The sequence below is a fragment of the Streptomyces sp. NPDC002076 genome (assembly GCF_053593835.1).
The window spans coordinates 275470-296261 of sequence record NZ_JBSFDI010000008.1 but is presented as its reverse complement, the minus strand read 5'-3'; the positions used below and the strand labels follow the sequence as shown (position 1 = coordinate 296261).

Genomic DNA, 20792 nt, shown 5'->3' with positions numbered 1-20792 from the left:
ATGGGTATCCCGGCCGGACCGCCGGGCAAACCAGCCGATCCGGTGCTGTTTCAGACCTCGATCAGCACCGTGAAGGGTCCGTCGTTCGTCAGCGACACCCGCATCCGCGCGCCGAACCGCCCCGTCGCCACCGTCGCGCCCAGCGCCCGCAGCCGGGACACCACCTCGTCCACCAGCGGCTCGGCGACATCGCCGGGGGCGGCGGCGTTCCAGGTGGGCCTCCGGCCCTTGCGGGCGTCGCCGTAGAGCGTGAACTGGCTGATGACCAGCAGTGGTGCGTCGATGTCGCTGCACGACTTCTCGTCCTGCAGCATGCGGATCGACCAGAGCTTGCGGGCCAGCTGCGCCGCCTTCTCCTTGGTGTCCTCATGGGTCACCCCGACCAGGACGCACAGTCCCTCGCCCTCGATCGCGCCGACCGTCTCACCGTCCACCACGACGCTCGCGCCGTCCACTCTCTGCACCACCGCACGCATGCGGACCATCATGCCGGGTGCCCGGTACGCGGTCACATGGGGTCCAATATCGATCCCTTACCCCCCATCTGGGGCCGTTCGGGGGCACTCGGTCACATAGCGGCCAGTTGGGGTGGCACGATGCTTTCACACGCCGGTCGAGGGGACGGTCACAAGCACATGAGCACACCGAGTAGCGGGTGGCTGGGGACGCAGGGGACGCACCGGCCGCCCGCCCAGCGCGCCGACGCGCCGGCGAGCCCGGCAGCCCCGGCGGGCCCCGCGCTGCCCGCGGAGCCTCCCCCGGACTCTTCGAGCTGGGCGGACCCCCATCCGCTCGACCTCGCCCGGCTGAGCCTGCCCGAACTGCGCACGCTGCGCCGCGACGCCCAGCGTGACGAGGCGGACCTCAGCTATGTGCGGCGGCTGCTGCAGGGGCGGATCGACATCCTGCGCGCGGAGCTGTGCCGGCGGGGCCGCGCGTCCGTGCCGGCACCCGCGGACGGTTCCATGGTCGACCGGCTCCCGGAGATCCTCAAGGACGCCCCGGCCCGGCACCGCTCCTCGGCCCGCCATGTCACGCTCGGCACCCCGCACAACGAGGAGTACCGGCAGCTGGCCGCGGAGATGCTCGCCGAGGTCGAGCTGTCGGACCTGCAGGCGCGGACCGACCTGGAACTGGCCAGCGCGATGGGGCGCCTGGTGCGGTACGAGCAGGAGGTGTCCCGGCGTCGCCAGCGGTTGCAGCGGACGACCGACGACTGCAGCGGGGAGATCGCGCGGCGGTACCGGGTGGGCGAGGCACAGGTCGACGACCTGCTGACATGACGTCGGCGGGCGGCGGCGCCCGCGAGTTCGGGAAGCGTGGAAATCAAGGCGACAGGTGGCGCGGCGCCCGCCTACCGTGGCCCCATGAGCGACGTCCGGATAGTCACCGAGGCCGACTTCGAGGACTGGCAGCGCGCGCTGGCCACCGGGTTCCTGGAGCCGCCCGCGCTGACGCCCGAGGAACTCGACGCCCGGCGCCTGCAGTTCGTGCCGGGCCGGCTGCTCGGCGCCTTCGACGGCGGCCGGTGCGTCGCCACCTTCCGTTCCTTCGCGCAGGAGCTCACCGCGGTGGGCGGCGGCCTGGTCCCGGCGGACGCGATCAGCAACGTCACCGTCAGCCCCACCCACCGCCGCCGTGGCCTGCTGACCCGAATGATGAACCAGGACCTCGCGGCGGCGAAGGAGCGCGGCGACGTGGTCGCCACGCTGATCGCCGCCGAGTACCCGATCTACGGCCGCTACGGCTTCGGCCCGGCCACCTGGTCGACCCAGTGGACCGTGGAGGTGCCCCGGGCCGGCCTCGATCCGCGCTGGTCGGGCCCGGGCGACGGGGGCCGCATCGACCTGGTGGACGGGGCGGAGGTCCGCAAGCTCGGCCCGGAGCTCTACGAGCGGTTCCGGCGCGCCCAGCCCGGCGCGGTCAGCCGGGACGAGCTGTGGTGGCAGATGCACACCGGGGCGGTCCGCTACCGCGCCGACTGGACCGAGCCGTTCTACGCCGTCCACCGCGCGGCCGACGGCGAGGTCCAGGGCCTGGTGGCGTACAAGTCCGACGACACCTGGACCGGCAAGCAGCCGGATCAGACCGCCTCCGTGCTCAAGCTCACCGCCACCACCCCGGCGGCCGAGCGCGCCCTGTGGCACTACCTGTGTTCCATCGACTGGATCACCAAGGTCAAGACCGGCTTCCGCGGCCCCGACGACCTGCTGCCGGGCTACCTCCCCGACCCGCGCGCCGCCCGGATCACCGGGCACGCGGACTGGCTGTGGGTGCGGATCCTGGACGTCGTACGGGCCCTTCAGGCGCGGACGTACGACGGGAGGGGCACCCTGGTCCTGGAGGTCGTGGACGACGCCGGGCTGGCCGGGGGCCGGTTCCGGCTGGAGGCCTCGCCCGAGGGGGCGTCCTGTGTGCCGACGGGCACTGAGGGCGCCGATCTCACCCTGGGCGTGGGCGAGTTGGCCTCGGTCTGGCTCGGCGGCGAGTCGGTGCTGCGGCTCGCGGCGCTCGGGCGGGTGCGGGAAGAACGAGAGGGCGCCGCCCGGAAGGCCGACGCCCTGTTCCGCTCGTCCGCGCGTCCTTGGTGCCCGGACATCTTCTGATCGCTGCCTGCTGACCGCTCCCTTCTGCCGACGGCTTTGGACTGTGCATCCGTAGCGAGCTGTTCAGTTGTGGCTGTGCTGGCGGTGTTCAGTTGTGGCTGTGCGATGTCGTGTTCAGTTGTGACTGTGCGCTTCGGTGGCCGTCCCCTGCCCGGGCTCCCGGCTCCCCTCCGGAAGGGAGCCCGGTCGGCCAACCACTGGGAAGCTTGACCATGTCCTGCAAGTTGGCAGCCAACTTCACCGTACTTATGTCCGCCAGGAAGCGACTCATAACCAGCTATCGGCGAACTGCCGGAACTTGGCGGGAAGTTGTAGTGTTTGTTTGTGGACCCGGAGCACGCCTCCGCCAGTGGACGGACGAGGTCACAGCGGCCCCATACGTCCCATCGCGACATCGCCGACGAACTGCGCAGCCGGATCAGGGCAGGGCTGCTGCAGCCGGGTCAGCGCATGCCCACGCAGGCGGAGCTGGCCGTCGAGTTCGGCGTCGAACGCGGTGCCGTACGCCAGGCCCTGCGCATCCTGCAGTCGGAGCATCTGCTCACCAACGTGTCCAAGGGCAGCCCGGCCACTGTGGCGGCGGTGCCGCCACCGGCCCGGCGGCCGGCCGGACCGGCGGCGCCGCAGCCCACGATGGTCGGCCTCGCACCCGGATAGCGGAGGCCTTCGCCGCCCCCCACGTGCGGATCGACGCGCTCTGCCTGACCTCGGTCTCGCTCACGCTGGCCGTCGGCGAGCCGCTGAGGCAGATCCACGCGGGGCGTCTGAAACCGGCCAAGATCGACGTCCGGGTGCTGCTGCCCAGCCGTGACATCGACCTGGCCTTCCCGGCCCCGGTGGCCGCCGACGACCACGGTCTGCTGCACCGGCGCTGGCTGGCCCAGCGCAACGCCCAGGGCATGGTGCTGCGGCAGAACCTGCTGGCCCTGTGCACCACGCACGGCGTCGACGTCCGGGTCTCCTTCCGGGCCCTGCCGTTCACCCCGCCGGTCAAGCCGTATCTCCTCAACGGCTCCGAGGCGCTGTTCGCGTACTACACGCTCAAGCGCCGCGAGCGGGAGATCGAGCACGAGCATCTGGAGCTGTACGACGCCGACGGCACGCGCTCGATGCTGTTCGCCTTCGAGCGACGTGCCGGGGAGCGCGACGCCGCGTTCGTGGAGCAGTCGCGGCTGTGGTTCGACGCGCTGTGGGAGACGATCAGTTCGGAGCTGCTGCTCAGTTCCTAGGACTGGTGAGGCCTTACAGCGCCGGACCCGCGAGGAGCACGGCGAGCAGTACGGCGCCGGCGGAGAGGGCCTTGTGGCTCTTGGTCTCGATGCCGACGGAGATCAGAAGCAGTCCGACGGCGCCGGCGACACCGTACTTCCACTGGACGAGTTGCTCGACGAGGAGAGCGAGGGCTGGCACGGCGGTTCCCCCTTCAGAAGATTGGCCAACTCGGGAAAGTTGGCAACCAACTCCGATTAAGTTGTCCCCACTTGGTCCGAGTTCATAAACAACTTCTCGGCAACTCCCCTTAGATGGATCAAAGTTGTAGCGTTTGGTCGTGACCCAGGAGCATGTGGCAGTGAACGGCAGCAGGAGGCTCACGCCCCAGGAGATCGCCGACACCCTGCGCGAGCGGATCCGCACCGGCGCTCTGCAGCCGGGCGAGCGGCTGCCCACCCAGGCCGAGCTGGCCGGGGAGTTCGGCGTCGAGCGGGGCGCCGTACGCCAGGCGCTGCGGGCGCTCCAGGAGGACGGGCTGCTCGCCGACGTCAGCAAGGGCAGCCCGCCGCGGGTCGCCGAGCCGCAGCCCCAGCGGGGGGAGCCGCAGCCGACCATGGTGGCGCTCGCGCCCCGGCTGACCGAGGCCTTCTCGGCGCCGCACGTGCGCATCGACGCCCTCTGTCTGACCGCCCAGAGCCTGATCCCCGCGCTCGGCGAGCCGCTGCGCCTGATCCACGAGGGCCGGCTGCGCCCCCAGCAGATCGACGCCCGCATCCTGCTGCCGTCCCGCGACATCAGCCTCGCCTTCCCGGTGTCGGTGGACGCCGGGAGCGAGGAGGACCACGCCGTGCACCGGCGCTGGCTGGCCATGCGCAACGCCCAGGGCCAGGTCCTGCAGTACAACCTGCAGGCGCTGCGCGGCACCCACGACATCGACGTCCATGTCACCTTCCGGGCGCTGCCGTTCACCCCGCCGGTCAAGCTGTACCTGCTCAACGGGGTCGAGGCGCTGTTCGCGCACTACATGGTCACGCGCCGCGCGGAGCCCACCGACAGCGGGACGCTGGAGATGTACGACACACTCGGCTCGGAGTCCCTGCTGTTCTCCTTCGAGCAGCGGGCCGGGCAGCGGGATGCGGCGTTCGTGGAGCAATCGCAGAAGTGGTTCGACGCCCTCTGGGAAACCATCACCACGGACCTGACACTCTCCTAGTGACTTCTGATGCGACGCAGACTGAGAAGACGCAGTCCGAACAGACCGCATACGAGACCGATCGGCTCCGGGATCTGATCGAAGATGCCCGGGTGGTCCTGTGGGACTTCGACGGGCCGATCTGCCGTCTGTTCGCGCGGCACACGGCCGAACGGGTGGCGGCCGAGCTGGTGGACTGGCTGGCCGGGCGCGGGCTGAACAACCTGCTCAGCGGCTCCGAGCGGGACTCGCTCGACCCGCACGAGGTGCTGCGCGCGGTGGACCTGCGGCACCCCGGCAGCGACCTCGTGACCGAGCTGGAGGAACGTCTCACCAAGGAGGAGCTGCGGGCCGCCGGATCCGCGCTGCCCACCGCATACGCCGATCCCCTGATACGCACCTGGACGGCGGTGGGCGCCCGGCTGGCCATCACCACCAACAACTCCCCGAAGGTGGTCCGCACCTATCTGAAAGACCGCGGGCTCACCGGCTGCTTCGCCCCCCACATCTACGGCCGTACGACCGAGCTGCACCTCCTCAAGCCCGACCCGCACTGCCTCAACCGGGCGCTGGCCGCGACGGGCTCCGCCCCTTCGGCGGCCCTGATGATCGGCGATTCGCCGTCCGACCTCGCCGCCGCGAACGACGCAGGCGTGCCCTTTCTCGGCTACGCGCGTAACGATCGGAAGGGGAAGCTTCTGCGGGATGCCGGGGCCGGGCACGTCGTCGCGTCGCTGGAGCCTTTGCTGCGGGTGCTGCGGGGCTGGTGACGGCAACACGCCCGGCCAACTCGGTCCAGTAGCGGCGCAGTTGACTTGACTGGTTGCCTGACTGTTGTGGGTTTGCCGACGGTGCCTGGGAGGTACGTACGGCGCATGACGGCGGAGCGGAAGGACGAGGCCGGCGGGCACGAGTTTCTCCGGGTCACGAAGGAGCTGCGGGCCCGGATGGCCGACGGCTTCTATCCTGTGGAGACCTACCTTCCCTCCCAGGCCACGCTGGCCAGGGAGTTCGGGGTCTCCCGGGACACCGTGCAGCGGGCCTTGCGCGCACTGCGCGGTGAGGAATGGATCGAGTCCCGGCAGGGCAAGGGCTCGCGGGTGGTGCGCAACCAGCGCATCCAGTCCTCGACGCCCCGGGCGAGCAGGTCCCGGCGCCAGCTGACCCTGGGGCCGCTGATCGCCGAGGCGTGCGAGCAGCCCGAAGTCACGCTCGACATCTACACGTTGACTTCGGAGAGCCTGGACACCCACATCCGTCTGCAGGCGGAGCGGATCCGCGCCGGCATCATCGCGCCCCGGCGGATCGCCCTGCGCCTGATCCTGCCGTCCGCGATCGACGCGCTGCCCTATCCGCGCGGGGTGGAGCCGGGACACGACGAACGGCTGCGGGAACGGCTGCGGGGCATCACCGAGGCCCACACCGCCTCGCTGCACAAGGTCCTCGGCGAGCTGAGCGCCGAGCAGCTCGTCCCCAGGGTGGAGTACGAATTCCGCCACGCCCCCTTCGCGCCCACCTTCAAGCTCTATGTCATCAACCGCTCCGAGGTGCTGCACGGCCCGTACATACCGATCGTCCGCCCGGTGATGTTCGAAACCGGTGAGGAGGTCCGGGCCGTGGACGTCCTCGGGCTCGGCGCGACGCTCACCCACCACGTCCGCGACGCCCGTGCCGACTCACCGGGGTCGACCTTCGTGGACGGCATGAAGGCGTGGTTCGAGGCCACGTGGGAGCTGCTGACGGACGAGGCCGCGGCGGCCGAGACGGCGGCACAGGCGTGGGGATAGCATCCGCCCTACCGTCCGAGTGACCGCTCGGGTTCTCGCGTGAGGGATGGCGCCGAGCCAGCCTCTGCCGGCTCGGCGCGGACGAGTGGCACACCACCCGTCCGCTGCGACACCGCCGGGGCGCGTGCACCACGTGGTGCCGCTGACGGTTGCCATGGCCCGGCAACTGCGCCGGAAGCCGGGCACCCTCATGACCGTACGGCTGCCGGGCGTCGGCGCCCTGCCCGTGGTGATCCGGACCTGGCGCAGCGAGGCGGGCATCCTGCGGGCCGTCAAGGGCGTTCTGCCCAACGCGCCCGAGTGCCTGGTCGGAAGGGGTGCCGCTCACCAGCGTCTGCCGGGCCGGCAAACCGGTCAGCCGCCTGCTGGTCGGGGCACTGGCGGACCTGCTCGCCCAGGCGGCCAAGGTGCGGGGCCCGCGCTGCCGCCGCCGCCCTTCCTGTGGCCCCGGAACCACACCGACAGCCAGGGTTTCCTGCAGACTCTGGCCCGGCTGGCCGACCTGCAGATCCGCAAACCCAACTGGGCCCGTTCCGGTGGGCTGTACGGCGGTGACCCGCCCCTGATCCGGGTCGACTGGGAGCTCGCCACCTACGGCGATCCGCGGCGTGACCCGGGATCTGCGGCACTACGTGGCCTTCGAACGGGCGCAGTCGGTGTATCCCGATGTGATGAGGGCCGCGAAGTCACTGGAGGAGTCCTTACTCCGGAAAGGATCGACGCAGGCGCACCCCGCCCAGGATTGAGACGGACCAGTCAAATCCGGTTAGTTTCCGGTGATTGGACTGCTGTGTTGTGATTCAGGCCTGGAGCATCAGCAGCAGAAGCAGCACAGCGCCGATGCCGGAGCAGGTCGAGTTGCGTGCCTTGATCCCCGCGCCGACGAGGAACAAGGAGAGCATGCCCAGTCCTCCGTAACGTGCCTCGACCAGGTGCTCCAGGCCCATGGTCAGGGTGGCGGTGACCAGCTGACTGACGATCATGTCTCCCCCTGTCGTCACATGTGCTGTGTGATCAACGCATCGTCCAATTGGACTGATCTCGACATGAAGTTTCTGCCCTCATCGATTGATCGCTTAACCGACCGTCATGGTTGGACTGATTATTTGACTGAATTCCGGTCCGATTGCACGGGTGACGGGCCGACTGGCCGAGCGCGGAGCTGGTTCCCCAGCGAGTTGCCCTTATGTTGGTGCCAACTGTGACCAAGTTCCGGACGTTGGCGGATCTTCATAAACAACCACGAAACAACTCCCCGGAGATGGATCAAAGTTGTAGCGTTTTGGTTGTGACCCATGAGCATGTGGCAGTGGACCACGGCAGACCACTCTCGTTCCGCGACGTCGCCGACGCCTTGCGGAGCCGGATCCGTGACGGCCGGCTGCGGCCGGGCGACCGCTTGCCCACCCAGGCGGAACTGGCCGGCGAGTTCGGTGTCGAGCGGGGTGCCGTACGGCAGGCTCTGCGGTTGCTGCAGGTCGACGGACTGCTGACCGACGTGAGCAAGGGCAGGCCCCCCCGTGTCGCGGAGCCCGCGGCGACGCGCAGCGAGCCCCAGCCGACCATGGTGGCCCTCGCGCCCCGGCTGACCGAGGCTTTCGCGGCCCCGCATGTGCGCATCGACGTCGTCTCCCACACCGCCGAGACCCTCATGGTGGCCCTCGGCGAGCCGCTCCGGCTGATCCATGAGGGCACCCTGCGCCCCCGGACGATCGAGGTCCGGATCCTCGTGCCGTCCCGGGACATCAACCTCGCCTTCCCGGTGCCCGTGGAGGGGCACGGGGACGACGACCCGGTCCATCGGCGCTGGCTGTCGATGCGCAACGCCCAGGGCCAGGTCATCGAGCACCATCTCCTGGCCCTGCGGGCCACGCACGACATCGACGTGCAGGTCACCTTCCGCGCGCTGCCGTTCACTCCCCCCTTCAAGATGTACCTGCTCAACAACGAGGAAGTGCTCTTCGGGTACTACATGCTGACGAGGCGGGAGGAGGAGTGGGGGAGCCAGCGGCTCGACATGTGGGACGCCCTCGGCTCCCAGTCACTCCTCTTCTGCTTCGAGAAGAGCGCCGGTGACCGGGACGCCACGTTCGGGGAACAGTCCCAGAAGTGGTTCGACGCTCTGTGGGGCACCATCACCACGGATCTCACGCTCTCCTGACCAGCGACCGGAAGGCCGCGCTCACATGTCCGCCACTTTCAGCCGGATGAGTCGGCACGGCCAACTTGCCGGTTTCCAGTCATCTCGGTTGCTCCTATCGGTCCAATATGGGTGGACGAGCGGCCCAAAGTAGTGCGTTCCGTGTGCCAGGGCGCTAGGTTCGGTGTGTGGCTACCTCAGGACATGCGGAAGGCGGAGCCAGGGCGTCCACTCTCGTGGAGTCCGTGCTCCGGGAGCAGCTTGCGAACGGCACCTACCGGACCGGCCAGCATCTGAAGACACAGCGGCAGCTGGCCGAGGAGTTCGGGGTGAGCCGGGACACCATCCAGCGGGTGCTGCGCAAGCTGGTGGACGAGGGATGGGTGGAGTCCCGGCAGGGCAGCGGTATGCGGGTGCTCAAGGTTCCGGACGTGGGATCGTCCGGTGCGCGGCCCAGGCACGGGGCGACGGTCTCGCTCGGGCCGTTCATCCACCGCGCCTTCGAGGAGCCCGAAGTTCTCCTGGACACGTTCACGCTGACCTCCGAGACGCTGTGGAACCATCTGAAGGTCCAGGCCGAACGTGTGGCCGGCGGGGAGGTCGCGCCGCAGCGGGTGAGGCTGCGCATGCTCCTGCCCTCCGAGCGGTTGCGGCTGGCCTACCCCGCGGCCAAGGACCCCGGCGACGACCGGATCTGGCAGCGCTGGCGTGCCATGGCACGGCGGTACGCCATCGAGATCAAGGACCTCATGGAGCAGTGGCGGGGGCTGGGCGTGGACGCCGAGGCGGAGGTCCGGCGCGTGCCGATGACCCCGCAGTACAAGCTCTACGTCATCAACGAAAAGGACCTGCTGTTCGGCCTGTACGAGGTGTTCGAGCGCACGATCAGACTGGAGACGGACGGCAGCCCGGTGCCGTCGCTGGACGTCCTCGGTCTCGGCTCGACGCTCTCCCACTACCGCGCCGAACCCGCGGAGACCGAGTCCGACGACGGCCGGAACTTCGCGACAACACAGGCCAGTTTCCGGTCATGCTGGGAACTGCTGAGCGAGGTCGAGGACGACTTCTGACACGGTGTCCACATAGTGACATGGCGTGAGAAGGCTCCTGCTGCCCGCTATTCTCTGCGCGCATGTCGCACCCTCTGCCCCGCGGAGCGCACCTGTCTCTCGTGCGCTACTTCGCGGAGGCGCGGCGCCGCAGCTCCGATGGGGAGGTGGTTTCCGGCCATCACAACATCAACCGCATCACATCGCTGCGGCAACCTCTGGCCTTCCTCCTCGGGCAGCGGTCCGGACGGTTGCTCGCCAAGTTCCGTACGCCCTTTCCCACGGTCGAGGTGGTGCCGCGGATCTGGCCCAGCGAGGCCCGAGTCCTGCGCGCGCTCGAGGCCCACATGAGTGAAGTTCCGCGTTGCCTGGCGGACTTCGGAGACTGGTCCGTGCAGGAGTACATCGGTGGTCGGACACTGGCCGACGTGGTTCCGGAGGGCGCCATCGGCAGTGACCGGCTCTGGGCTCTCGCGGAGGTCTTCGCCCGCCTCGCCGATGTCACACTGGAGGAACTTCCGCCGCTTCCCCCGGGATGGCCGCGCCTCGGTCACAGCCGTGGCTTCCTGGAGTGGATCGCGGGGTTCGCGAAAGAAAGGGTTCACCGGGCCAATCTGCCCCGCTTCGGTGCGCTGTTCGAGGCCGTGGGCATTCCCGCGGACGCGATCGACCGCTTCATGCGGGGTGTGCCGGAGCTGACCTCACGCCGGTTCGTCCTGCTGCACTCCGATGTCCACAGGGCGAACGTGGTGCTGCGGCCGGAGCCGGAGGGCGAGTGCTTGGCGGTGATCGACTGGGAGCTCTGCCTGTTCGGTGACCCCTTGCACGACCTGGCGACCCATCTGGTGCGGATGAACTACGACAAGACGGAGCACGACCTCATGGTCCGCATGTGGACGGAGGCCATGCACCGTGCGGGTCATGGGGCGCTGTGTGCGGGCATGGAGGCCGACCTGCCCGTGTACCTCGGTTTCGAGTACGTACAGTCGGTGTTCCCCGACGTGATGCGGGCGGCGCTGGTTCTCCCGGACCGGCCGGCCCCGGGTGAACTGGGCCTCGCGGCCGAACGCATCCGCCGGGCGCTGCGGCGGGCGCGCGAACCGCTCGGGCTTCTGGAGGGAGTGCGGGCCGAGGGAGCGGTCATCGACGCCTTGCGGGCGTGGCTGGCGGTCGATGCGGGACCCCGTCCGGTCCGGTCCGACGGCGGGGCTGCGAGGAGCGGACGACTCGGGCACGGATGAGACGGAGGGGCGGCATGGCCGATGACGCCGGGGACACGCGCCAGGCACGGCGGTTGTTGAGCGCGGCACGTTGCGTACTGTTCGACTTCGACGGGCCCGTGTGCAGACTGTTCCCCGAGGGCTCGTCGGCACCGCTGGCGGACGCGCTGCGGGAGGTGGCCGACGCGGCGGGGGCAGGTGAACTCTTCGCGCCCGAGGAGCGGGAGAGCATTGATCCCCATGTGGTGCTGCAGGCAGTGCACCGGGCGGGACCCGGTCACCGTGAGCTGCTGGCACCGATGGAGAAACTGCTCGCGGCGGGTGAGCGGGACGCGGCCAAGAGCGCCTGGCCGACGCCGTACGCCGTCGAGTTCGTCCACCACCTGGCCCGGGCGGGGCGCCGGCTGGCGATCGTCACGAACAACGCGCCCGCGGCGGCGGAACTGTATCTGTCCGGTGCCGGGTTGTCGGGCCTCTTCGAGACGGTTCAGGGGCGCACAGCCGACCCAGGGCTGATGAAGCCCCACCCGGATGTGCTGCACCGCGCCCTCGCCGCGCTCTGCTCCGCAGCTGACGAAGCGGTCATGGTCGGCGACAGCGGCACGGACGTCCGGGCGGCGCGGGCGGCGGGGGTCGCCTTCGTCGGGTACGGGCGGGACGAGCGCAAGGTGCGCGGACTGAGGCGGGCGGATGCGTCCGTTGTGGTGACTTCTTACCTTCCGTTGCTCCAGGGGGATTGAGGGGGGCCAGGTGGTCGCTTCCAGGCCGTCGGTCGCGAGGCTGCATGCGGTCGAGGTGAGCGGTGACGAGTCTCTCGTCGAGGGGCCGCTCCACGGTTATCACCACGAGACCTATGCGTTCCCGCCGCTGGGCGAGGCGAGTCGAGTGGCTTCGAGGCGGTGGAAATGCCGGGAGCCGCGGTCGGGCGTGCTCTGGTTCGACCGTAGGTGCTTCGTGTCGGAGGAGCAGCTGCTCCGGGCGCTCGCCGGACGGATCACGGGCATTCCCGAGGTCGTGGACGTGGGCGGCATCGTCCTCGCGCGGTTCATCGAGGGACGCACGCTCGGCTCGCTCCACAAATCCGGCAGGCCGGTCCCGGACGTCTACCACCGCCAGATCGTCGAGCTCTTCCGGCAGCTGGCCGCCGTGGAGCCCAGGAGCCTTCGGGCGGCGCGTCGATGGTCTCCGGAGGACCGCCCGGACGACGGCGACACCGAGGGTTTTCTGGAGCGGCTCGTCCATTTCACCGAGCACCGGGTCTACCGGCACAACCTCGACCGGTTCGAGGGGCTGTTCGGCGAGCTGGGCGTGACCGACGACGCCTTCGTCCACCTCCGCAAGCACGTCTCCGGCCTCACCCGGCGGCCGTTCCGCCTGCTCCACGCCGACCTGCACTGCGAGAACTTCATCGTGGACGCCGAACAACGCCTGTGGACCATCGACTGGGAACTCGCCATGGTCGGTGATCCGCTCTACGAGCTGGCGACCCACCTCCATCTGATGCGCTATCCGGCAGGACAGGCGCGCAGGGTGGCCGAGCTGTGGCACGTCACCGTGGAGGAGGTGCGCCCCGGCAGCGGGAGGGGCTGGCACGACGATCTGCCGCTGCTGCTCGGCTACAAGCGGGCCCAGTCCGTCATCACCGATGTCATCCGCTGCGCCCTGATGCTGGGCGCCGCACCGGACCTCGGATGGCGACAGCTCGCGTCCGCGGCGCTGAAGCTGCGCCGGGTCCTCGCTCAGGCCGCCGTACCGCTGGGCCTCGACCCGGTACCGGGTCCGCACCGGATCGCGGCGGCGCTGATGCGCTGGTGCCGCGAGCACGGCAGCCGCCCGGAAGCCGTCCTCTGACCGGAAATGCTGCGTACGCTCGCCCCATGGGTGAGATGGGCCTGCGTGAGCGCAAGAAGCGGCAGATGTACCAGGACGTGTCCGACATCGCCGTACGGCTGTTCCTGGAGCGGGGCTTCGACGCGGTGTCCGTGGCCGAGGTCGCGGCGGCGGCCGGGATCTCCAAGCCGACGCTCTTCCGTTACTTCCCGGCCAAGGAGGACCTGGTCCTGCACCGGATCGCGGACCACGAGACGGAGGCCGCGCGGGTGGTCGCCGGGGCGGCCGATCCGGTGGACGCGCTGCGTCGGCACTTCCTGGCCGGTCTCGACCGGCGCGACCCGGTCACCGGCCTGAACGACCACCCCCAGGTGCTCGCCTTCCACACCCTGCTCTACGGCACCCCCGCCCTGGTGGCGCGGGCGCACTCCCATCTGGAGCGGTCGGAGGCGGCGCTCGCCGAGGCGCTCGGGGGCGGTCTGGACGCGCGGCTGGCCGCCGGGCAGATCATCGCCGTACAGCGCATCCTCGCCCAGGAGAACTGGCGGCGGGTCGCGGCGGGGGAGCGGGTCGAGGAGGTGGCGCCGGACGCCGTACGGGCGGCCGAGCGGGCGTTCCGGCGACTGGAGGAGGGGCTGCCGGAGCTGAAACGGCCACAGTGAGACTTGGTTAAAAATGTAACTTGGTAACGCTATGGCGGTACGCTGGTCGCCATGACGTCACTCGACCCCGCCCTCACGGACACGCTGCACACCGAGCGCGCCTACCACGACACCTGCCGTGCCGCCCTCGCCGCGATGGTCGAGGGCGCCGCCGAACAGGTCGTCGTCGGCGAGGACGTCTCCGCCTCCGGAGCCGACGCCGAGGTCCTCGGCCACCGCCTGCGCAGCCAGGCCAAGGCACTGCGCGAACTGCCGCCCGGCCCGCTGTTCTTCGGCCGCCTGGACTTCGCCGACGGCGACCCCGAGCACGGCGGGCAGCACTACCACGTCGGCCGCCTGCGGATCACCGAGGATCCGGCCGCCCCGCCCCTCGTGGTCGACTGGCGGGCCCCCGTCTCCCGCGCCTTCTACCAGGCGAGCGCCCGCGACCCGCGCGGCGTCGAGGTACGGCGCCGGTTCGGCTGGGCGCCGGGCAGCCGGGGCGAGTCCGCCGACCTCACCGGGCTGGAGGACGAGCACCTCGGCCGAGGCGAGTCCGGGACCAGCGACATCGTGGCCCGCGAGATCGAACGGCCGCGCGTCGGACCCATGCGGGACATCGCCGCCACCATCCAGCCCGAACAGGACGACCTCGTCCGCGCCGCCCTCACCGACTCGGTGTGCGTGCAGGGCGCGCCCGGCACCGGCAAGACGGCGGTGGGCCTGCACCGCGCCGCGTACCTGCTCTACACCCATCCCAAGCGGCTCCAGCGCGCCGGACTGCTGATCCTCGGACCCAACCGCACCTTCCTGCACTACATCGCCGAGGTGCTGCCCTCGCTCGGCGAGACCGGCGTACGCCAGTCCACCCTGCTGGGCGAGATCGCCCGGCACCCGGTCACCGGCACCGACCCGGCGGACACGGCAGCGCTCAAGCACGACGCCCGCATGGCCGAAGTGCTGCGCCGGGCGCTGTACGGCAGGACCACCACCGACGGCGTGCGAGACCTCGCCGTGAAGGACGGCTCCAGCCGGTGGCGGGTGCGCGCAGAGGAACTGGCCGCCATCGTCGAGGCGGTGCGCACCGAGGAGCCGCCGTACGCCATCGGCCGCGAGCGGGTGCGCACCCGGGTGGTACGGCTGCTGCGCGAGCGGGCCGAACGGCGCGCCGGGGTCCTGCCGGCCTCCTGGGTGCGCCGCATGGAACGGGCCCGCCCGCTCACCGAGCACCTCGACCTGGTCTGGCCGAAGGTCCGCCCCGAGGAGGTGCTGGCCCAACTCCTCACCGATCCGGCGGTGTTGTCACGGTCGGCCGACGGCCTCCTGGACCCGGACGAGCAGACGGCGCTCCGGTGGTCCCGCCCGCCCCGCTCGTACAAGTCGGCCCGCTGGTCGGCCGCCGACCTGGTCCTGCTGGACGAACTGTCCGGGCTGATCGAGCATCCGGAGGGGTACGGCCACCTCGTCGTCGACGAGGCGCAGGACCTCTCGCCCATGGAGTGCCGGGCCATCGCCCGCCGCGCCGCCTTCGGCTCGCTGACCGTCCTCGGCGACCTCGCCCAGGGCACCACCCCGTGGGCCGCCCGCGACTGGTCCGTCCAGCTGCGCCACCTCGGCCGGCCGGACGCGGCCGTGGTCCCGCTGACCACCGGCTTCCGGGTGCCGGCGGCCGTCCTGGAGCTGGCCAACCGCCTGCTGCCCCGCCTGGACGTATCGGTGCCCCCGGCCCACTCCCTGCGCGCGGACGGCGAGTTGAGGCTGCGCCCGACCGACGACGTGCCGGGCACGACCGTGACCGCGGTGCGCGAGGCGCTGGCCCACGAGGGCTCGGTGGGCGTCGTGACGGCCGACGCGGACCTGGACGCCGTGCGATCGGCCCTCACCGCGGCGGGCCTGGACCCGGCCGGCCCGGACGCGCTGGGCGCCCGCGTGACACTCGTCCCCGCGACCCTGGCGAAGGGTCTGGAGTACGACCATGTCGTGGCCGTGGAACCGGCGGCGGTGGCGGAGGCGGAGGAGCGCGGCGCGCACCGGCTGTACGTGGTCCTGACCCGGGCGGTCTCCCGCCTGGACGTGATCCACGCCCGCCCGCTGCCGTTCTAGGTCCTGTCGTCAAACTCCCGCCGTCCGCCCGGAGGGCGGGCCTCGCGCCCGCCGCGGAGGGGCTGATGTATGCAGTAGGTGCGTGCTCTGGGGGTCCCCCCGGCCGAAGGCTGGGGGAGTGCCGGGCTCTGGCCTCGTACTGGGCGTACTTGGGCCCGGGCCCGGTGCGGCGAGTGGGGGTGCCCCCTTTGGGGGAGCGTGCATGGCGTCGTGGGGCTGGGGGCACCGCCCGGCCGAAGGCTGGGGGAGGGAGTTTGACGACAGGGCCTAGGCCCACCGCTTCCGCAGCGACGAGATCCTGGCGGCGCAGGGCTTCGGGGGCTGATCCTGGAGGTCATGCTGCTCTTCCTCGACGTCGACGGCCCGCTCATCCCGTTCGGGGCGGCGGACCGCGCCTACCCGGTGTACGACGGCCCGCGGGTGCCCGCCGACGGCCACCCGCTCCTGGCCCGCGTCGATCCGGCGCTCGGACCCCGGCTCGTCGGTCTGGGCTGCGAGCTGGTGTGGGCCACGACCTGGATGGACGACGCCAACGCCTGCCTCGCGCCCTGGCTGGGCCTGCCCCCGCTGCCGGTCGTGCAGTGGCCCGACGCGGACGGGCCAACGGAGCCCCTGCACTGGAAGACCCGGCCGCTGGTCGCCTGGGCGTCGGGGCGGCCGTTCGTCTGGGTGGACGACGAGATCACGGAGGCCGACCGCGCCTGGACGGCCGCCAACCATCCCGGCCTCGCCCTTCTCCACCGGGTCGACCACCGGCACGGCCTGACGGAGAGCGACTTCGGGATCCTGGAGGACTGGCTGCGGGCGGCCGGCCACTGACACCTGGGGCCCCTCACGCCCCCACGTACTCGGCCAGGTGCTCCCCCGTCAGCGTCGAGCGAGCGGCGACCAGGTCCGCCGGGGTGCCCTCGAAGACGACGCGGCCGCCGTCGTGGCCCGCGCCGGGGCCGAGGTCGATGATCCAGTCGGCGTGGGCCATGACCGCCTGGTGGTGTTCGACCACGATCACCGACTTGCCGGAGTCGACCAGGCGGTCCAGGAGGGCGAGGAGCTGTTCCACGTCGGCCAGGTGGAGGCCCGTCGTCGGCTCGTCGAGGACGTAGACCCCGCCCTTGTCGGCCATGTGCGTGGCCAGCTTCAGGCGCTGGCGCTCGCCGCCGGAGAGGGTGGTGAGCGGCTGGCCGAGGGTGAGGTAGCCGAGGCCGACGTCGGACATGCGGTCGAGGATCTTGTGGGCCGCCGGGATGTGCGCCTCGCCCGCGGCGAAGAACTCCTCCGCCTCGGTCACCGACATCGCCAGCACCTCCGCGATGTCCCGCCCGCCGAAGGTGTACTCCAGGACCGAGGCCTGGAAGCGTTTGCCCTCGCACTCCTCGCACGTGGTGGCGACCCCGGCCATCATCGCCAGGTCGGTGTAGACGACACCGGCGCCGTTGCAGGTGGGGCAGGCGCCCTCGGAGTTGGCGCTGAACAGCGCCGGCTTCACGCCGTTGGCCTTGGCGAACGCCTTGCGGATCGGCTCCAGCAGCCCGGTGTACGTCGCCGGGTTGCTGCGCCGCGAGCCGCGGATCGGGGTCTGGTCGATCGACACGACGTCCGCGCCCGACGGCATCGAACCGTGCACCAGCGAGCTCTTGCCGGAGCCGGCCACACCCGTGACGACGCAGAGCACGCCCAGCGGGATGTCGACGTCCACGTTCCGCAGGTTGTGCGTCGTCGCGCCCCGGATCTCCAGCGCGCCCGTCGGCTTGCGCACCGTGTCCTTGACCGCCGCCCGGTCGTCCAGATGCCGGCCGGTGAGCGTGCCGCTGGCCCGCAGCCCCTCCAGCGTGCCCTCGAAGCAGACGGTGCCGCCCGCCGTACCGGCTCCGGGACCGAGGTCGACGACATGGTCGGCGATCGCGATCGCCTCCGGCTTGTGCTCCACGACCAGCACGGTGTTGCCCTTGTCGCGCAGGCGCAGCAGCAGCTCGTTCATCCGCTGGATGTCGTGCGGGTGCAGGCCGATGGTCGGCTCGTCGAAGACGTACGTCACGTCGGTGAGCGAGGAGCCGAGGTGGCGGATCATCTTCACGCGCTGGGCCTCGCCGCCCGACAGCGTGCCCGCCGGCCGGTCCAGCGAGAGATAGCCGAGGCCGATCTCCACGAACGAGTCGAGGGTGTGCCGCAGGGAGGCCAGCAGCGGTGCCACCGACGGCTCGGCGAGCCCGCCCACCCACTCGGCCAGGTCGCTGATCTGCATCGCGCACGCGTCGGCGATGCTGACGCCGTCGATCTTCGAGGACCGGGCCGCCGCGGTGAGCCGGGTGCCCTCGCAGTCGGGGCAGACGGTGAAGGTGACCGCACGGTCCACGAACGCCCGGATGTGCGGCTGCATGCCCTCCTTGTCCTTGGCGAGCATCGACTTCTGGATCCGCGGGATCAGACCCTCGTAGGTCATGTTGATGCCCGCGATCTTCATCCGGGTCGGCTCGCGGTACAGGAAGTCGTGCAGCTCCCGCTTGGTGAACTTGCGGATCGGCTTGTCCGGGTCGTACAGGCCGGACTCGGTGTAGAGGCGGTAGTTCCAGCCGCCCGTCTTGTAGCCGGGGATGCTGAGCGCGCCCTCGTTGAGGGACAGGGAGTCGTCGTAGAGCTGGGTGAGGTCGAGGTCGGTGACCGTGCCCCGGCCCTCGCAGCGCGGGCACATGCCGCCGGTGATGCTGAAGCTGCGCCGCTCCTTCACCTGCTGTCCGCCGCGCTCCACGGTGACCGCACCCGCACCGCTGATGGAGGCGACGTTGAAGGAGTATGCCTTGGGCGAGCCGATGTGCGGCTTGCCGAGCCGGCTGAACAGGATGCGCAGCATCGCGTTGGCGTCGGTGGCGGTGCCGACGGTGGAGCGGGGGTCGGCGCCCATCCGCTGCTGGTCGACGATGATCGCGGTGGTGAGCCCGTCGAGGACGTCGACCTCGGGGCGCGCGAGCGTCGGCATGAAGCCCTGTACGAACGCGCTGTACGTCTCGTTGATCAGCCGCTGCGACTCCGCGGCGATCGTGTCGAACACCAGCGAGCTCTTGCCGGAGCCGGACACACCGGTGAACACGGTCAGCCGGCGCTTGGGCAGCTCCACGCTGACGTCCTTGAGGTTGTTCTCCCGGGCGCCGTGCACACGGATCAGGTCGTGGCTGTCGGCTGTGTGCGGTGCGGTGGCGTCGTCCATGGCGGTCACGGTAGCGGGGCGGGAGCGCCCGGCGCTTCTCGAATCCTGACCACAATCCCGACGACCCGGCGAGCCGGGTGTCACGCCCGGGAGCCCGGCGGTGTCTTCATGGCGAACCGGTCGGCACATCAGTCGTACAAGGAGAACACATGACGCTCCGCGTTCCGAAGGCAGAACTGCCCGCCGAGCTGCGGGAGGCCCTGCTGAAGCAGCTCGGCTCCGTGCCCGAGCCCGACGAGGTGCTGTGGAACCACCCGGACCTCGCCCTGGCCAACCGGGAGTTCGCCGCGCAGGTCGGTACGTGGACCGCGGCCGACGCGGACCTCAAGACCTTCGCGCACATGGCCGTCGCCGCACAGGTCGGCTGCAGCTGGTGCCTCGACGTCAACTACTTCCTCGCGCTGAACCAGAACCTGGACCTCACCAAGGCGAGCCAGGTGCCGCGCTGGCGGGCGTCGGAGGTGTTCACACCGCTGGAGCGGGACGTGCTGGAGTACGCCGAGGCCATGACGAACACTCCGCCGACCGTCACCGACGAGTTGTCGGCGCGACTGCTCGACCGGCTCGGCCCGGCGGCGCTCGTCGAGCTCACCGTGGTCATCGGCTTCGCCAACCTCGCGAGCCGCTGCAACACGGCGCACGGGATCACCTCGCAGGGCTACTCCGAGACCTGCGAGATTCCCCTGGCCGCGCGTCCGGAGCGGCCGGCCTCATGACCGAGGACCCCTTCGTCACCCACCGCAGCCTGCTCTTCACGGTCGCCTACGAGATGCTCGGCTCGGCGGCCGACGCGGAGGACGTGCTGCAGGAGTCCTGGCTGCGGTGGGCCGGCGTCGAGCAGGCCGACGTGCGCGACCCGCGGGCCTACCTGGTCCGGATCGTCACCCGGCAGGCGCTCAACCGGCTGCGCACCCTGTCCCGCAGCCGCGAGGAGTACGTCGGCGAGTGGTTGCCGGAACCGCTGCTGACCAGCCCCGATGTTGCCGAGGACGTCGAACTCGCGGAGAGCGTGTCGATCGCGATGCTGACGGTCCTGGAAACCCTCGGGCCCACCGAGCGGGCGGTGTTCGTGCTCCGCGAGGTCTTCGAGCTGCCCTACGACGAGATCGCCGAGGCCGTCGGGAAGACGGCGGTCGCGGTACGGCAGATCGCGCGGCGCGCCCGCGAGCACGTGGCGGCCCGGCGGCCCCGGGTGCGGGTGAGCCGCGCCGAGCAGCAGGCCGTGGTGGACCGCTTCCTCGCCGCGCTGCGCACCGGGCAGCTCGGGGAGCTGCTGGAGATCATGGCCCCGGACGTGGTCATGGTCACCGACGGGGGAGGGGTGGTGGCCGCGGCCATGACGCCGTTCCACGGGGCCGCCGTGGTCGCGGACGTGCTCGCCGGCGCACACCGGCGGGTGGACACGCTGGAGACGAGTGCCGTGTGGCTCAACGGCGCCCCGGCCGGCCGTATCGACTTCAACGGCGAGCCGAGCGCGGTGAGCCTCACGGTGGAGGACGGCCGGATCACCCGGATCCACGTGGTGCGCAACCCGCACAAGCTGACCCGCCTCCACGAACCGGCCGAACTCGCCCGGTAGGGCCCTTGGTCGCGATCACAATCGACTGCCCCGACCCGCCGGCTCTGGCCGCGTTCCATCAGCAGGCCACCGAGCTGGAACCGCACCCGAAGTCGGACGCCGACTTCGCGGGGCTCAACGGTGAGTACGGAGCGTTCACCGGTTTCCAACGGGGCGACGACTACCGGGCGCCGAGCCGGCCCGGCCAGGTCGTCCCCCAGTTGGGCGGGGCCAAGCCGGATGATGCAGAAG

The 20792-nt window shown here is 70.8% G+C and carries 19 protein-coding genes and 1 pseudogene; 16 read left to right on the top strand and 4 right to left on the bottom strand.

Features of this window, described 5'->3' with window-relative positions; translation table 11 throughout:
* Positions 1-50: 50 nt before the first annotated feature.
* Positions 51-476 carry a D-aminoacyl-tRNA deacylase gene (gene dtd, locus ACWCQS_RS19725; protein WP_351805233.1) on the bottom strand — a complete coding sequence of 142 codons (426 nt, stop codon included), beginning with the start codon at positions 474-476 and terminating at the stop codon, positions 51-53.
* A gap of 159 nt (positions 477-635) precedes the next feature.
* Here dtd and ACWCQS_RS19720 point away from each other — a divergent pair, with 159 nt between their 5' ends.
* The 3 genes and pseudogenes from ACWCQS_RS19720 (at position 636) to ACWCQS_RS19710 (ending at position 3835) form a co-directional block, all read left to right on the top strand.
* Entirely contained in the window at positions 636-1283 is a 648-nt protein-coding gene (locus tag ACWCQS_RS19720) for an RsiG family protein (RefSeq protein WP_451005589.1), read from the top strand.
* Positions 1284-1367: 84 nt separating this feature from the next.
* Positions 1368-2606, top strand: a complete 1239-nt coding sequence (locus ACWCQS_RS19715) for a GNAT family N-acetyltransferase (RefSeq protein ID WP_451005588.1) — start codon at positions 1368-1370, stop codon at positions 2604-2606.
* Positions 2607-2924: 318 nt separating this feature from the next.
* Positions 2925-3835: pseudogene (locus ACWCQS_RS19710) on the top strand (winged helix-turn-helix domain-containing protein).
* Between the two features lie 13 nt (positions 3836-3848).
* Here ACWCQS_RS19710 and ACWCQS_RS19705 read toward each other — a convergent pair.
* Positions 3849-4016, bottom strand: a complete 168-nt coding sequence (locus tag ACWCQS_RS19705) for a hypothetical protein (RefSeq protein WP_388630840.1) — start codon at positions 4014-4016, stop codon at positions 3849-3851.
* Between the two features lie 133 nt (positions 4017-4149).
* Between ACWCQS_RS19705 and ACWCQS_RS19700 the strand changes: the two genes are divergently transcribed.
* From ACWCQS_RS19700 to ACWCQS_RS19690, 3 genes are all read left to right on the top strand, one after another.
* The gene (locus tag ACWCQS_RS19700; protein ID WP_451005587.1) at positions 4150-5031 is read left to right on the top strand and encodes a GntR family transcriptional regulator; all 882 of its coding nucleotides are present in this window, start codon (positions 4150-4152) and stop codon (positions 5029-5031) included.
* Positions 5031-5780, top strand: a complete 750-nt coding sequence (locus ACWCQS_RS19695; RefSeq protein ID WP_451005586.1) for an HAD family hydrolase — start codon at positions 5031-5033, stop codon at positions 5778-5780. The genes ACWCQS_RS19700 and ACWCQS_RS19695 overlap by 1 nt, the downstream gene beginning before the upstream one ends.
* Before the next feature lie 105 nt (positions 5781-5885).
* On the top strand, positions 5886-6797 hold the full coding sequence (locus ACWCQS_RS19690; protein ID WP_451005585.1) for a GntR family transcriptional regulator: 912 nt from the start codon (positions 5886-5888) through the stop codon (positions 6795-6797).
* Between the two features lie 800 nt (positions 6798-7597).
* Here the strand turns inward: ACWCQS_RS19690 and ACWCQS_RS19685 are convergent.
* Complete coding sequence (locus ACWCQS_RS19685; protein WP_451005584.1) at positions 7598-7780, bottom strand: hypothetical protein; 183 nt, start codon at positions 7778-7780, stop codon at positions 7598-7600.
* A 299-nt stretch (positions 7781-8079) separates the two neighbouring features.
* Between ACWCQS_RS19685 and ACWCQS_RS19680 the strand changes: the two genes are divergently transcribed.
* The 8 genes from ACWCQS_RS19680 (at position 8080) to ACWCQS_RS19645 (ending at position 16599) form a co-directional block, all read left to right on the top strand.
* Positions 8080-8958, top strand: a complete 879-nt coding sequence (locus ACWCQS_RS19680; protein ID WP_451005583.1) for a winged helix-turn-helix domain-containing protein — start codon at positions 8080-8082, stop codon at positions 8956-8958.
* 215 nt (positions 8959-9173) lie between these two features.
* Positions 9174-10007 carry a winged helix-turn-helix domain-containing protein gene (locus tag ACWCQS_RS19675; RefSeq protein ID WP_451005582.1) on the top strand — a complete coding sequence of 278 codons (834 nt, stop codon included), beginning with the start codon at positions 9174-9176 and terminating at the stop codon, positions 10005-10007.
* A gap of 62 nt (positions 10008-10069) precedes the next feature.
* On the top strand, positions 10070-11227 hold the full coding sequence (locus ACWCQS_RS19670; protein WP_451005581.1) for a phosphotransferase family protein: 1158 nt from the start codon (positions 10070-10072) through the stop codon (positions 11225-11227).
* 14 nt (positions 11228-11241) lie between these two features.
* Positions 11242-11946, top strand: a complete 705-nt coding sequence (locus tag ACWCQS_RS19665) for an HAD family hydrolase (RefSeq protein WP_451005580.1) — start codon at positions 11242-11244, stop codon at positions 11944-11946.
* A gap of 214 nt (positions 11947-12160) precedes the next feature.
* Entirely contained in the window at positions 12161-13057 is an 897-nt protein-coding gene (locus ACWCQS_RS19660; protein ID WP_451005579.1) for a phosphotransferase, read from the top strand.
* A 26-nt stretch (positions 13058-13083) separates the two neighbouring features.
* Entirely contained in the window at positions 13084-13698 is a 615-nt protein-coding gene (locus ACWCQS_RS19655) for a TetR family transcriptional regulator (protein ID WP_451005578.1), read from the top strand.
* 51 nt (positions 13699-13749) lie between these two features.
* Positions 13750-15780, top strand: coding sequence for a HelD family protein (locus ACWCQS_RS19650; protein ID WP_451005577.1), 2031 nt, complete (start codon positions 13750-13752; stop codon positions 15778-15780).
* Between the two features lie 336 nt (positions 15781-16116).
* Positions 16117-16599: an HAD domain-containing protein gene (locus ACWCQS_RS19645; protein ID WP_451005576.1), complete on the top strand. Its 483-nt coding sequence runs from the start codon at positions 16117-16119 to the stop codon at positions 16597-16599.
* A 13-nt stretch (positions 16600-16612) separates the two neighbouring features.
* On the opposite strand, the gene ACWCQS_RS19640 is transcribed toward ACWCQS_RS19645, so the two are convergent.
* Positions 16613-18982, bottom strand: coding sequence for an ATP-binding cassette domain-containing protein (locus ACWCQS_RS19640; RefSeq protein WP_451005575.1), 2370 nt, complete (start codon positions 18980-18982; stop codon positions 16613-16615).
* Between the two features lie 149 nt (positions 18983-19131).
* Here ACWCQS_RS19640 and ACWCQS_RS19635 point away from each other — a divergent pair, with 149 nt between their 5' ends.
* Positions 19132-19698, top strand: coding sequence for a carboxymuconolactone decarboxylase family protein (locus tag ACWCQS_RS19635; protein ID WP_451005574.1), 567 nt, complete (start codon positions 19132-19134; stop codon positions 19696-19698).
* Complete coding sequence (locus ACWCQS_RS19630; RefSeq protein ID WP_451005573.1) at positions 19695-20561, top strand: RNA polymerase sigma-70 factor; 867 nt, start codon at positions 19695-19697, stop codon at positions 20559-20561. Before ACWCQS_RS19635 ends, ACWCQS_RS19630 begins: the two co-directional genes overlap by 4 nt.
* Positions 20562-20792 lie beyond the last annotated feature (231 nt).